Origin of the sequence: Streptomyces sp. NPDC021019, from assembly GCF_044333295.1 — a bacterium.
Lineage (GTDB): Bacteria > Actinomycetota > Actinomycetes > Streptomycetales > Streptomycetaceae > Streptomyces.
This window is the reverse complement of record NZ_JBIRQR010000001.1, coordinates 1446035-1458262: the sequence shown is the minus strand read 5'-3', so window position 1 is coordinate 1458262 and position 12228 is coordinate 1446035. Positions and strand designations below refer to the sequence as shown.

General features: G+C 71.6%; 12 protein-coding genes. 4 read left to right on the top strand and 8 right to left on the bottom strand.

Going from position 1 to position 12228, the window contains the following annotated elements; translation table 11 throughout:
• Window positions 1–123 precede the first annotated feature (123 nt).
• The gene (locus ACH4RG_RS06820; protein ID WP_361874147.1) at window positions 124–507 is read right to left on the bottom strand and encodes a helix-turn-helix domain-containing protein; all 384 of its coding nucleotides are present in this window, start codon (window positions 505–507) and stop codon (window positions 124–126) included.
• A 101-nt stretch (window positions 508–608) separates the two neighbouring features.
• On the opposite strand from ACH4RG_RS06820, the gene ACH4RG_RS06815 reads away from it, so the two are divergent.
• Window positions 609–1010: a RidA family protein gene (locus ACH4RG_RS06815; protein ID WP_397920250.1), complete on the top strand. Its 402-nt coding sequence runs from the start codon at window positions 609–611 to the stop codon at window positions 1008–1010.
• 506 nt (window positions 1011–1516) lie between these two features.
• On the opposite strand, the gene ACH4RG_RS06810 is transcribed toward ACH4RG_RS06815, so the two are convergent.
• Both ACH4RG_RS06810 and ACH4RG_RS06805 read right to left on the bottom strand, forming a co-directional pair.
• Complete coding sequence (locus tag ACH4RG_RS06810; RefSeq protein WP_397920248.1) at window positions 1517–2785, bottom strand: Ig-like domain-containing protein; 1269 nt, start codon at window positions 2783–2785, stop codon at window positions 1517–1519.
• 235 nt (window positions 2786–3020) lie between these two features.
• Window positions 3021–3470 carry a hypothetical protein gene (locus ACH4RG_RS06805; protein WP_397929777.1) on the bottom strand — a complete coding sequence of 150 codons (450 nt, stop codon included), beginning with the start codon at window positions 3468–3470 and terminating at the stop codon, window positions 3021–3023.
• A gap of 108 nt (window positions 3471–3578) precedes the next feature.
• On the opposite strand from ACH4RG_RS06805, the gene ACH4RG_RS06800 reads away from it, so the two are divergent.
• Window positions 3579–3893, top strand: a complete 315-nt coding sequence (locus ACH4RG_RS06800) for a hypothetical protein (RefSeq protein WP_397929775.1) — start codon at window positions 3579–3581, stop codon at window positions 3891–3893.
• Between the two features lie 109 nt (window positions 3894–4002).
• On the opposite strand, the gene hutH is transcribed toward ACH4RG_RS06800, so the two are convergent.
• The 5 genes from hutH to ACH4RG_RS06775 form a co-directional block, all read right to left on the bottom strand.
• Window positions 4003–5562, bottom strand: coding sequence for a histidine ammonia-lyase (hutH, locus tag ACH4RG_RS06795; protein WP_397920242.1), 1560 nt, complete (start codon window positions 5560–5562; stop codon window positions 4003–4005).
• A 147-nt stretch (window positions 5563–5709) separates the two neighbouring features.
• On the bottom strand, window positions 5710–6864 hold the full coding sequence (locus tag ACH4RG_RS06790) for a diguanylate cyclase domain-containing protein (protein ID WP_397920240.1): 1155 nt from the start codon (window positions 6862–6864) through the stop codon (window positions 5710–5712).
• 103 nt (window positions 6865–6967) lie between these two features.
• The gene (locus ACH4RG_RS06785; protein WP_398539205.1) at window positions 6968–7780 is read right to left on the bottom strand and encodes an enoyl-CoA hydratase/isomerase family protein; all 813 of its coding nucleotides are present in this window, start codon (window positions 7778–7780) and stop codon (window positions 6968–6970) included.
• Window positions 7781–7930: 150 nt separating this feature from the next.
• Window positions 7931–9130 carry an adenylate/guanylate cyclase domain-containing protein gene (locus ACH4RG_RS06780; RefSeq protein ID WP_397920236.1) on the bottom strand — a complete coding sequence of 400 codons (1200 nt, stop codon included), beginning with the start codon at window positions 9128–9130 and terminating at the stop codon, window positions 7931–7933.
• A gap of 177 nt (window positions 9131–9307) precedes the next feature.
• Entirely contained in the window at window positions 9308–10177 is an 870-nt protein-coding gene (locus tag ACH4RG_RS06775) for a biotin--[acetyl-CoA-carboxylase] ligase (protein ID WP_397920234.1), read from the bottom strand.
• A gap of 155 nt (window positions 10178–10332) precedes the next feature.
• Here ACH4RG_RS06775 and ACH4RG_RS06770 point away from each other — a divergent pair, with 155 nt between their 5' ends.
• Complete coding sequence (locus tag ACH4RG_RS06770; protein WP_397920232.1) at window positions 10333–11913, top strand: acyl-CoA carboxylase subunit beta; 1581 nt, start codon at window positions 10333–10335, stop codon at window positions 11911–11913.
• A 35-nt stretch (window positions 11914–11948) separates the two neighbouring features.
• Entirely contained in the window at window positions 11949–12155 is a 207-nt protein-coding gene (locus ACH4RG_RS06765) for an acyl-CoA carboxylase epsilon subunit (protein ID WP_397920230.1), read from the top strand.
• The last annotated feature ends 73 nt before the right edge of the window (window positions 12156–12228 follow it).

Below are 12228 nucleotides of genomic sequence, written 5' to 3'. Positions count from 1 at the left end.
GGTGCCTGGTCACGGAAGCCGAACGACTGGGTTCGCTGTCAGGCACAGGATGGCTCGGTAGCCCGATCACGTGAGCCCGGACAAGGAAATCGCGCGACGCGTGAGGGTCTGGCCGCGTGTCCGTCAGGCGTCGAAACGGCCGCGTGCACTCTCGATGTGACCGAGGTGCTGGTGGGTCCAGCCGCACAGGGCGTCGACCGCGGTGCGCAGGGCCCGGCCCGGCTCGGTGAGGGTGTACTCGACCCGCGGCGGCACGGTGGGATACACCTTCCGGACGACCAGACCGTTGCGCTCCAGCATGCGCAGGTTCTGGGTGAGCATCTTGTGGCTGACGCCCTCGACCTCGTTCCGCAGCTCGCTGAAGCGCAGCGTCCGCTCGCCCAGCGCCTCGATGATCAGGAGCGCCCACTTGTTGGCGACGTCCGAGAAGATCTCCCGTGCCAGGGAGTCCGCGCGCCGCAGGTCGGCGTCCTCGGGCAGGCCCTTGAGCAGTTGCTTGGTCACCATGAGGTTCCTCAGTCACCGAAAAGTGCGTTCTTCCAGGTCAGCCGTGACTCTCCTACAGTTTCCGAGTAACCACAAGAGAGCAAAAGGGAAGGGCGAGCACCGTGACCACCATGGATGTCTTCACCTACGGCGTGCCGGCCGAGAGCGACTTCGGCTACGTACAGGCGATCAGGTCCGGCGAGCTGATCCACGTCTCTGGACAGCTCTCGTTCGATGAGGCGGGCGAGTTCCTCCACGCGGGCGACTTCGCAGCCCAGCTCAAGCAGACCTACGCCAACATGGACAAGGTCCTGGACCACTACGGCGCCACCCGGGACCAGGTCGTCTCGCAGACCCTGTACGTGGTGAACCTGCGGCTGAATGCCGCGGCGACGGCGGCGGGCAACCTGGGGTACTTCGGCGACCACCGCCCGGCCAGCACGGTGGTGGGCGTCACTGAACTGACCCTGCCCGGCCAGGTCATCGAAATCAGCTGCGTCATCGACACGGGACTGCCCGCCTGAGGTCTGCTCCTCGCAGGGCCCGCAGTCCTCCGGGAGCCCCGTTCGTGGAACAGCCGCGATGACCGTTCAACGAACGCTCCCACAACCCTCGTCGGCGCCACGGACGCCAGGTGGTTCCGGGAGGGCGGCGGCTGTCGGTCAGTCCGAGACGATGTCCACCGTGGCCGATCCGTATGAGTAGGCGTGCCGCGCGTCGCCGTAATAGTGGACGGTGTACTGCACGGAGCGCCACGCAGACCGTTTCCGCGCAGGGCGTGACGGACGGAGCGGTCGGATCTACCCGGCCCCCCGTCGCGACCATCAAACTAGGAGGTACCACCGACAGACCGTCGGCCGGCAGGCGGTGGCAGCGTCCGATGCCGTGTCGGCTCCGCCGCGTCCTCACAGGGCTGGACGCAGCGCCGTAGGGGCACCGGGCACGCCGAAGGCGGCGGTCCCGGAGTCTGCCGGGACCGCCGCCTTCGGGCGGGGACGGGGGGTGCCGAGGAGGAACGGCGGGGGAAGGGTCAGGCCTGGGAGCCGGCCGTCCACTCGGCCCAGCTCATGTTCCAGCCGTTGAGGCCGTTGTCCGGGGTGATGGTCTTGTCCGGGGAGTTCTTGACGATGACCACGTCGCCGACGAGGGAGTTGTCGTAGAACCAGGCGCCGGGCGCGCTGGAGTCGTTCGCGCCCTTCACATCGGCGAGGCCCACGCAGCCGTGGCTGGTGTTGGCGTTGCCGAAGATGCCCTTGCCCCAGTAGTTGCCGTGGATGAAGGTGCCCGACGTGGACAGGCGCATGGCGTGCGGCACGTCCTTGATGTCGTACTCGCCCTTGCCGTCGTCATCGGTGAAGCCGACGGTGGCGCCGTTCATCCGGGTCTCCTTGTGCTTCTCGGAGATCACCATCTGACCGTTGTACGTGGGGTTCTCGGGCGAGCCCGCGGAGATCGGGATCGTCTTGATCGTCTTGCCGTCGCGGGTGACCGTCATCGTCTTGGACTTCACGTCGACGGTGGAGACCTGGTTACGGCCGACCTTGAAGGTCACGCTCTTCTGCTGGACGCCGAAGACGCCGTCCGCACCCTCGACGCCGTCGAGGGCCAGCTTCAGGGTGACGGTGGAGCCGCCCTTCCAGTAGTCCTCCGGGCGCAGGTCCAGGCGCTGGGAGTTGAACCAGTGGCCGACGACTTCCTGGCCGCTGCTGGAGGTCACGGTGATGCCCGCCTGGACGGCCTTCTTGTCCGTGATCGCCTTGTTGAAGTTGATCGAGACGGGCATCCCGACGCCGACCGTGGAGCCGTCCTCGGGGGTGAAGTTCCCGATGAAGCTGTTGTCGGGCGATACGGTGGTGAAGGAGCTGTTCTCGTGGGCCTCGCGGCCCTTCGAGTCGGCCGCCGTGGCGTCGATCTTGTACGTGGTGGAGCGCTCCAGCTGGCCCGCCGGCTTCCAGCTGGACCCGTCGGCCGCCAGGGTGCCCTCGACCGGGTCGCCGGCCGCCGTGGTCATGACGACCTTGGTCAGCTTGCCCTTGGCGACGGTGACGTGGGCCGCGTTGTTGATGCTGGCGTTGGTCGCGCCGTTCTTCGGTTTGATCGCTATCTGCGCTTCGGAGGCCTCCGCGGCTGCCGCCTTGTCGACCTCCTTCTGCGACGACTCCGAGCTCCCGGCGTTCGTCTTGCCGCCCTTGTCGCCGTCGTCGCTACAGGCAGAAAGCACCAGCACGCCGCCGAGCAGTGCGGACATGGCCATGAGGCCCCTGCGCCGCTTGCTGTCCGTCATCACACGCTTCTCCATCGTCGCCGATTCCCCAAAATCCCCGGACGGGGCCGCCAGGCCGCTATTCCCCGTCAATGTTCCAAGAACACCCGGAAAGGGTGCTCCGTTCCACATCCCTGACAGATGTGGGGAACACCACTCACCGACGCGGCCCCGGCAGTGGTGGTTCCCGCGCCCCGGCCCCTCTTTCCGCCGACGCCCGGCACGGCCCCGGTCCGCCGGTGAGCGGGGCCGGGGCCGGTGTTCTCACAGGTCACGCCCGCTGCGCGGGGTCACCGTCCTCGCCGTCGTTCTTCCCATTGTGCGCGACCGCTCCGCCGTACCCCTCCTCCTCGTCCCCGTCCGACGGCAGGAAGAGGTCCTCGTCGCCGTCGTCCGCGCCGTCCCAGCCCTCCGCGTCGGGGTCGTACTCGATGCCTTCGCTGCTCCAGGAGGCCTGGGCCAGCTCGACTCCGGGCACCTCGCTGACCAGGTCGAAGGGGTCGACCAACGAGGCGAGGGCCTCCGCACCGTCTGCCCGGACCGTGGCCTCCGCATGCATCCGCTCCTCGGCGGTGTCGCTCCCGGCGACCGCCGCGACGGGCTCCCCGTACTCGGCGGCGATGGATTCGAGGGCGGTACCGGTCAGGGCGTCGAGGTCGGTGACCTCCAGCACCATCTCCACGCGAAGCCGAACAAACCTGGATGTCTCTTCTGTGCTCATAGGCCGGAGCGTAAGGCCCGGCGAGGCCGCGACTTTCCACCGACCCGCTGCTTTGCTTAGCATCGGCCCACGGGGCTAACTCATGGTTGTCGCAAGGGGATCGAATCTGTGTCCGTCACTCGTCGCACACTGCTGACCGCCACCGCCGCAGGCACGCTGCTGGCCGCTCTCTGGTTCGTCCCGTCGGCCAACGCGACCGGTGAGAGGGGCGTGCGGGGCACCCCGGCTGCCGCGTCCGACCGAGCCGCCGAACAGCCCGCCGGGAGCCCCGACGACGCCTCCGACGCGCTCCTCGCCGACACCGGGCCGGGCCCGGACACCACGCCGTATCTCATCGGCGGCACTGCCCTGTTGGGCCTCGGCGCGGGCTTCGTCACGTACTCGGTGCGCCGCGCCGGGGCCGGGGCGCGCCCGGCGCTCTGAGCATTCCGTACGCACAGGAGAGGGCTCCCGCGACGATCGCGCGGGAGCCCTCTCTTCCGTGCGTGCGCGGGTACTGGCTCTGCCGCGCTCACGTACGCACGGGGACGGCTCAGGCCAGCGGGCCCGTGACCGGCTCCACGGCCGCGACCAGGCGCCCCTCCCGCACGAACGTGTCGGCGGCGGCCAGGTCCGGCGCGAGGAAGCGGTCCGGGCCCGGTCCTTCGGCGCCGGCGGCCCGCAGCGCGTCCACGGCCGCCTGCGAGGCGGGGGCGGGGGTCAGGCCGTGGGCGGCGCGGATCTCGACGGCTCGGGTCGCGGCGTACAGCTCGACGGCGACGATCCGGGCCAGGTTGTCCACGGCCGTACGGAGTTTGCGCGCGGCGGACCAGCCCATGGAGACGTGGTCCTCCTGCATCGCGGAGGACGGGATGGAGTCGGCGGAGGCGGGGACCGCGAGCCGCTTCATCTCGCTGACCAGCGCGGCCTGGGTGTACTGGGCGATCATCAGGCCCGAGTCGACGCCGGCGTCGTCCGCGAGGAACGGCGGCAGACCGTGCGAACGGTTCTTGTCGAGCAGCCGGTCGGTGCGGCGTTCGCAGATCGAGCCGAGGTCGGCGGCGACGATCGCGAGGAAGTCCAGGACGTACGCGACGGGCGCCCCGTGGAAGTTGCCGTTGGACTCGACCCGCCCGTCGGGGAGCACCACCGGGTTGTCGACGGAGGAGGCCAGTTCGCGGCCCGCGACGACGGCCGCGTAGTCGAGGGTGTCGCGGCCCGCGCCGTTGACCTGGGGGGCGCAGCGCACCGAGTAGGCGTCCTGGACCCGTGGCGCGTCGCCCGTAATGTCGGCGTGGCGCCCCGTCAGGCCTGAACCGGCGAGCACCCGCAGCATGTTGGCCGCGCTGACGCCCTGCCCGGGGTGTGGGCGGATGGCGTGCAGCTCGGGGGCGAGGACCTTGTCCGTACCGAGCAGCGCCTCCAGGGAGAGGGCGGCGGTGATGTCGGCGGAGGTGTAGAGGTTCTTCAGGTCGGCGAGGGCCATGACCAGCATGCCGAGCATGCCGTCGGTGCCGTTGAGGAGGGCCAGGCCCTCCTTCTCGCGGAGCTCGACCGGGGTGATGCCGTGCGCGGCGAGGAGCTCGCCGGCCGGGCGGACGGTGCCGTCGGGGCCCTCCGCGTCGCCCTCGCCCATCAGGGTGAGCGCGCAGTGTGAGAGCGGGGCGAGGTCGCCGGAGCAGCCGAGCGAGCCGTATTCGTGGACGACGGGCGTGATGCCCGCGTTCAGCACGTCGGCCATGGTCTGCGCGACCTCGGGGCGCACGCCGGTGTGACCCGAGGCGACCGTCTTCAGCCGGAGGAACATCAGCGCGCGGACGACCTCGCGCTCGACGCGGGGACCCATGCCGGCCGCGTGCGAGCGGACGATGTTGCGCTGGAGCCGCGCCCGCAGTTCCGGGCCGATGTGGCGGCTGGCGAGGGCGCCGAAGCCGGTGGAGACGCCGTAGACCGGCTCGGGCTTGGCGGCGAGCGCGTCCACGACGAGACGGGCGGCGGCCAGTGCCTCCACGGCGGCGGCGGAGAGCTCGACCCGGGCGTCGTGGCGGGCCACGGCGACGACGTCCTCGGCGGTGGTTCCGGACGTCCCCACCACAACAGTGTGCATATCCATATTCAGCAGCGTACGTATTGAAAGCCTTCATGTCACTAGTGGTGCGGCGCAGAGCCCCTTACGGGACCGATCGAGCCCGTGAGCGGCTTGCGCCGAGACCTGGTGCGCCGCCGCACCGAACCGCAGGCCCTGGCGGCGCTCCCCGGATCACGGCCTGTTGCCGCGCAGCCTGCGCCGGTCGTGCGCGGACTTCGGCGGGGAGTCCGCGAGCCGGATGACCTCGCCGTCCCGCCCGGCCACCACCGGGCCCGGCGAGCGGGCGGCCTTGGCCCGGTACTGGGCGGCGTCCGCGAGCCGGAAGAGCCTGCGGGCCGAGCGCACCGGGCCGATCGGGTCGCCGGTGGAGGCGACCCCGCAGGCGACCCCGTCGCCCAGCTCGATCGCCGCCGCCCGATCGCACAGCTCGGTGGCGACGCCGACCACCGCGTCGGCCGGGGGCCCCGCCGCCAGCAGGCAGAACTCATCGCCGCCCAGCCGGGCCGCCAGCGCCTCCGGCAGCATCGCCCCACACAGCGACAGTACGGAGCCGAAACGTTCCAGCAGGCGATCGCCGACGGCGTGGCCGTGGGTGTCGTTCACCGCCTTGAGGCCGTTCAGATCGCAGACGACGAGGCTGACGACCGTGCCGTCGACCCGGTGCCGCTCGACGGCCTCGTCCAGCCGGATGTCGACCGCGCGGCGGTTCGCCAGACCGGTCAGCGGGTCGGTGAAGGCCAGCTTCCGGACCTCCTCCAGGCGCTCGGTCTGGGCGATCCCGGAGGCCACGACGGCGGCGAGCACGGTCGCGAAGTTCGCGTCGGCCCGGTCGAAGACGGGCTGCCCGGCCGGCCGCGCCACATACAGCTCGCCCCACGCCCGGCCGTGCAGCACGATCGGCGCGACCACGCAGCAGCCCCGGCCGCGCCGCCGGAGCGCCGCGACCCGCTGGTGGCAGTACGGGCGGGCGCCGCGCGCCGGACCGCCCGCGCCGTGCTGCCCGTCGGCGGTCTCCACCCAGGCATCGGGCTCGCCGCCGCCGGCCCAGCGCTCGTGCAGGAACTCGGTGATCTCCGGGAACTCGTGGACCGGGTAGGCCTCCTCCTCGGGGAACTCCTCCTCCCCCTCGGCCCGTTGGCCCGCGTTCACCAGCACCCGCAGCCTGCCCCGGTCCCGCTCCCACACGGAGAGCGCGGCGAAACTGCCGCTCAGCGCCTCGCAGGCGCCCAGCGCCGCCGCCCGCCACGATTCACGCGGCGTGTAGGCCGCGGCCATGGTCTGCGCAAGCGAGACCACGGCTCGCAGCCGCTCATCGTCACCACCCATTGCTACAGCTTATGTAGATTTGTTCCCTTTTGATCAGTTTGAAGCGTAACTAATTTCAACTATTTCCAGTCGTGCACTCACTCTGCGTAGCAGGCAACTGCGTTCACTCGCCGGGCCAGTCGGGGCGCCGCTTCTCGTTGAACGCGGCCACCCCCTCCGCCCGGTCCCCGGAGAAGGCAACCGACCGCCAGGCCGCGTCCTCCACCTCCAGGCCCGCCCGCAGGTCGAGCCCCACCCCCAGCCGGAGCGCCTTCTTGGCCGCTCGCAGCCCGACCGGCGAGTTGGCGGCGATCCGTCCGCCCAGCGCGAGGGCCTCCTCGCGGTCCCGGCCCGCCTCGACCAGCTCGTCGACCAGCCCCAGCTCGCGGGCCTCGGGGGCCTCGACGCGGCGGGCGCTGAACACCAGCTCGGCGGCGCGCGCCGCCCCCACCCGGCGCGGCAGCAGCTGCGTACCGCCGCCGCCCGGGATGACGCCCACGGAGACCTCGGGCAGCCCGACCACGGCGGTGGCGTCGGCGACGATCACATCGCAGGCGAGGGCGAGTTCGAAGCCGCCGCCGAGGGCGAAGCCGTGCACGGCGGCGATCACCGGCATCGGCAGCTCCAGGACCCCGGTGTAGGCGGCGCGGGCGGTGGGCCGCTGGCGCACGAGGTCGGCGTCGGTGAAGGAGTTGCGCTCCTTGAGATCCGCGCCCACGCAGAAGGCCCGCTCGTGGCTCGAGGTCAGGACGGTGACCCTGACGTCCCGGTCGGCGCCGAGTGCGTCGCAGGCGGCGGCGATGGAGCGGGCCATGTCGGTGGAGACGGCGTTCATGGCCTTGGGCCGGTCGAGGACCAGCTCGGCGACGTGGTCCTGCCCCTCGTGCCGCCGTACGACGACGAACTCCCCGTACCGCTGCTCGGACGTGACGGTCATGGCTGCTCCCCTGTCATGGACGGCCTGTTAACGAGCGTTACCGTCACGGATCCTAGACAGGAAGCCCCCGCCCGCGACAGGGCGGGGCGGGGCACGAGGGCAGGGACGCGACAACCGGCACGGCGGCGTGACGGCGTGGGCGAGCCGCGCTCAGGAGCCGGTCTTCCCCCGCCGGGCCAGCAGCCACGGCTCCACCACACCGAGTCCGCGCACCGGGCGCTGCCACATCGGCTGGAGCCCGAAGCGGTACGTGGGCAGCGGCGGCTCGTCGTCGGGCTCCCGTCCCTCCTTCTCGGCGACCCTGGCCCGTTCGGCGGCGGCCGCGACGGCCTCGGCGGCCTGCGCCTCGGACTCCGGGGCGTCGCCGTGCCGGACCAGCTCCTTGGCGAACGCCCCGTCGACCAGGACGGCGTCCTTCGGCGCTATCGAGGTGAGCCGGCTGGCGAGGTTCACCGTGGTGCCGAAGACATCGCCCATCCGGGTGGTGACCGTGCCGAAGGCGATGCCGACACGCAGGGCGGGCATCGTCTCGTCCTGGGCCATCGCCTCGATCAGCCGGAGCGCTATCTCGGCGGCGGTGCCCGCGTCGTCGGCGGCGAAGAGGACCTCGTCCCCGAGGGTCTTGATGAGCCTGCCGCCGTGCGCGGCGACCAGGTCGGCGGCGGTCGTCTCGAAGGACTCGACCAGTTCGCCGAGCTCCTCCTCCTCAAGCCGCCGGGTCAGCCGGGTGAAGCCGACCAGGTCCGCGAAGCCGACGGCGAGCCGCCGGTCGACCATCTCCTCGTCGTCCGCGGCCTGCACGACCCGGCCGGTCGCGGCGGCGAGCTGGCGCCGCCACACGTAGACGAGGAACTCCTGGAGCTCCGGGAGCAGCAGTTCGACCAGCGGATAGGTGACCTCGGTGCGGGTCATGCCGGGCTCGGGCGGCTCGGTCAGCCCCTCCAGGAACGAGTCGATCTGCCACTCGGCCAGCCGGGCGGTGGTCTGCCCGGTGGAGCGGGCGACCTGGATCGCCATGGGCTCGCTGAGCAGCCCCGCCTCGACGAGTCCGGCGAGCCGGCGCAGGGCGAGCACGTCGGCCTCGGTGAGCGCCTTGGCCTGGCCGATGTCGGCGAAGCCCATGGCCCGCCAGAACCGGGAGGCCAGGTCCATGGAGACCCCGGCGGTGCGGGCCGCCTGGAAGGGCGTGTAGCGCCGGTCGGCCCCCAGGATCAGCGCTTCGAGGCGGATGGCGAGGGGGTCGTCGGTCGGTTCCACCGTGTGGTCGACCTCGTGGTGGGGTGTGGCGTGGACCGAGGAGTCCGCCCCGGGCTCCTCACCCGCGCCGGACGTCGTGTCGCCGACGGTCACCAGCCGCCTCCTGCCCGTTCCCTGCGCACTGCCCTGCCGATCTGTCGCTGGATCGCCTCAACGATACGGCAGGTGTGCCCCAGCTCACGTCCTTGGTTGTCCGTCATCGGTGCGTCGCGCGTGACATCTCCGGCATACACGGTATCCACCGGTACGCCCGTCGGGGGTACACGGCCGTCAGGTCAGGCCACCGGCGGCGCCCCGCAGGTGGACGACGTCCCCGGCCGACACCGGCCGCTGGAGACCGCCCTCGGTGGAGAGGACGAGCCGCCCGTCCCCGTCGATCGCGACCGCCTCGCCGACCAGGGACGTGCCCCCCGGCAGCTCCGCCCGCACGGTCCGGTCCAGCGTCGCGCAGCCCGCCGCGTAGGCGGCCTGGAGCCCGCACGCGGCCGCGTCGCCGTCCGCCGCCTTCCACCGGCCGTACCAGTCCTCCAGCGAGCGCAGGACGGCGCGCAACAGGGTCTCGCGGTCGGTGGAGACCGCACCGGCGAGCGCCAGCGACCCGGCGGTGGGGGCGGGCAGCTCGTCGGCGCGGAGCGAGACGTTGACGCCCAGGCCGACGACGATGCCGTCCCCGGCGAACTCGCCGAGGATGCCGCCCGTCTTGCGTTCCTCCCCTTCCACCGAGACCAGCAGGTCGTTGGGCCACTTCAGCGACATGTCGACACCCGCCGACTTCGCGAGCCCGGTCGCGGCGGCGACCCCGGCCAGCAGGGGCACCCACCCCCACCGCTCCACGGGGATGTCGCCGGGTTCCAGGTGGACCGAGAAGAACAGCCCGGAGCGGGGCGGTGCGGTCCAGGTCCGCTCCAGCCGTCCGCGCCCGGCGGTCTGCTCCTCGGCGACCAGCACCGTGCCCTCGCCCGCCGCCCCGCCACGGGCCCGCCCGGCGAGGTCGGTGTTGGTGGACCCGGTGGACTCCACAACCTCCAGCGACGTCCACAGCGCGTCCGGCCGCAGCAGTCCGCGCCGCAGCGCGGTCACGTTGAGGGGCGGCCGGTCGAGGTCCGACCAGCGGTTGTGTGGCGCATCCGGAGGTGTCATGCAACCCAGCCTAGGTGTGGCAAAGGACGCACTGCCTTTCCGGAGGCGCGCCGATACCCTACGAGTCAGTAGCCAGAGCCGGACTGACGGCTGGCCGTCCCCCCGTGACCGGTGCCAGACGTCGTCCCCGTGACCAGGCAGGGAGCCGCCCCCCGATGTCCGAGCCGCTAAGCGACATCCACACCACCGCGGGCAAGCTCGCGGACCTGACGCGCCGCATCGACGAGGCGACGCACGCCGGTTCGGCCCGCGCGGTCGAGAAGCAGCACGCCAAGGGCAAGCTGACGGCCCGTGAGCGGGTCGAGCTGCTGCTGGACGAGGGCTCCTTCGTGGAGCTCGACGAGTTCGCCCGGCACCGCTCCACCAACTTCGGCATCGAGAAGAACCGCCCGTACGGGGACGGTGTCGTCACCGGTTACGGCACGGTCGACGGCCGCCCGGTCTGCGTGTACTCGCAGGACTTCACGATCTTCGGCGGTTCCCTCGGCGAGGTCTACGGCGAGAAGATCGTCAAGGTCATGGACTTCGCGCTGAAGACCGGCTGTCCGGTCATCGGCATCAACGACGGCGGCGGCGCGCGGATCCAGGAAGGCGTCGTCGCGCTCGGCCTGTTCGCCGAGATCTTCCGCCGCAACGTGCACGCCTCCGGGGTGATCCCGCAGATCTCGCTGATCGTCGGCCCGTGCGCGGGCGGTGCGGTCTACTCCCCCGCGATCACCGACTTCACGGTGATGGTCGACCAGACCTCGCACATGTTCATCACCGGTCCCGACGTCATCAAGACGGTCACCGGCGAGGACGTCGGCTTCGAGGAGCTGGGCGGCGCCCGTACGCACAACACCACCTCCGGGGTGGCGCACCACATGGCGGGCGACGAGAAGGACGCCATCGAGTACGTCAAGTCGCTGCTGTCGTACCTCCCGTCGAACAACCTCTCCGAGGCGCCGGTCTTCCCGGAGGAGGCGGACCTCGCCACCACCGACGAGGACCGCGAGCTGGACACGCTCATCCCGGACTCGGCGAACCAGCCGTACGACATGCACACCGCGATCGAGCACGTGCTGGACGACGGCGAGTTCCTGGAGACCCAGGCCCTGTTCGCGCCGAACATCATCACGGGCTTCGGCCGGGTCGAGGGCCACCCGGTCGGCATCGTCGCCAACCAGCCGATGCAGTTCGCCGGCTGCCTGGACATCAACGCCAGCGAGAAGGCGGCGCGCTTCGTCCGCACCTGCGACGCGTTCAACGTCCCCGTCATCACCTTCGTGGACGTGCCGGGCTTCCTGCCGGGCGTGGACCAGGAGTACGGCGGCATCATCCGGCGCGGCGCGAAGCTGATCTACGCGTACGCGGAGGCGACGGTCCCGCTGATCACCGTCATCACGCGCAAGGCCTTCGGCGGCGCGTACGACGTGATGGGCTCCAAGCACCTGGGCGCGGACCTGAACCTGGCCTGGCCGACCGCCCAGATCGCCGTCATGGGGGCGCAGGGCGCGGTGAACATCCTGCACCGCCGCACCATCGCGGCCGCCGAGGACCCGGACGCGACGCGGGCCGAGCTGATGACGGACTACGAGGACGCGCTGCTCAACCCGTACGTGGCGGCCGAGCGCGGCTATGTCGACGCGGTCATCATGCCGTCCGACACCCGGGCCCATATCGTGAAGGGGCTGCGTCAACTGCGGACGAAGCGGGAATCCCTCCCTCCGAAGAAGCACGGCAACATCCCGCTCTAGCCGGTCCCCTCAGCCGCTCGCAGAAAGGTCTGCCCATGATCAAGGTCGTACGGGGCAACCCCACCCCGGAGGAGCTGGCCGCCGCCCTGGCGGTGGTCCGGGCGCGCGCCGCGGCGGCTTCCGCCGTCTCGTCGGGCGCGCCGCTGCCGCCCGAGCAGTGGTCCGACCCGGGACGCATCGCCCGCGCCGGCAGCCCGCAGCCGGGCCCCCGGGCCTGGGCCCGGACGTACTGGCCGGCCTGAGCGCGCGAAGCCGCCCCCGCCGGCGCGGGGGCGGCTTTGAGTACCCGTACTCAGGCGTAGGGACGGGCGGCGC

What these genes read in the sequence shown, in the direction of transcription:
- ACH4RG_RS06810 (WP_397920248.1), bottom strand. Translation starts at nt 2,785, where the DNA reads ATGGAGAAGCGTGTGATGACGGACAGCAAGCGGCGCAGGGGCCTCATG.
- ACH4RG_RS06775 (WP_397920234.1), bottom strand. Translation starts at nt 10,177, where the DNA reads ATGACACCTCCGGATGCGCCACACAACCGCTGGTCGGACCTCGACCGG.
- ACH4RG_RS06765 (WP_397920230.1), top strand. Translation starts at nt 11,949, where the DNA reads ATGATCAAGGTCGTACGGGGCAACCCCACCCCGGAGGAGCTGGCCGCC.
- ACH4RG_RS06820 (WP_361874147.1), bottom strand. Translation starts at nt 507, where the DNA reads ATGGTGACCAAGCAACTGCTCAAGGGCCTGCCCGAGGACGCCGACCTG.
- ACH4RG_RS06785 (WP_398539205.1), bottom strand. Translation starts at nt 7,780, where the DNA reads ATGACCGTCACGTCCGAGCAGCGGTACGGGGAGTTCGTCGTCGTACGG.
- ACH4RG_RS06805 (WP_397929777.1), bottom strand. Translation starts at nt 3,470, where the DNA reads ATGAGCACAGAAGAGACATCCAGGTTTGTTCGGCTTCGCGTGGAGATG.
- ACH4RG_RS06770 (WP_397920232.1), top strand. Translation starts at nt 10,333, where the DNA reads ATGTCCGAGCCGCTAAGCGACATCCACACCACCGCGGGCAAGCTCGCG.
- hutH (WP_397920242.1), bottom strand. Translation starts at nt 5,562, where the DNA reads ATGGATATGCACACTGTTGTGGTGGGGACGTCCGGAACCACCGCCGAG.
- ACH4RG_RS06790 (WP_397920240.1), bottom strand. Translation starts at nt 6,864, where the DNA reads ATGGGTGGTGACGATGAGCGGCTGCGAGCCGTGGTCTCGCTTGCGCAG.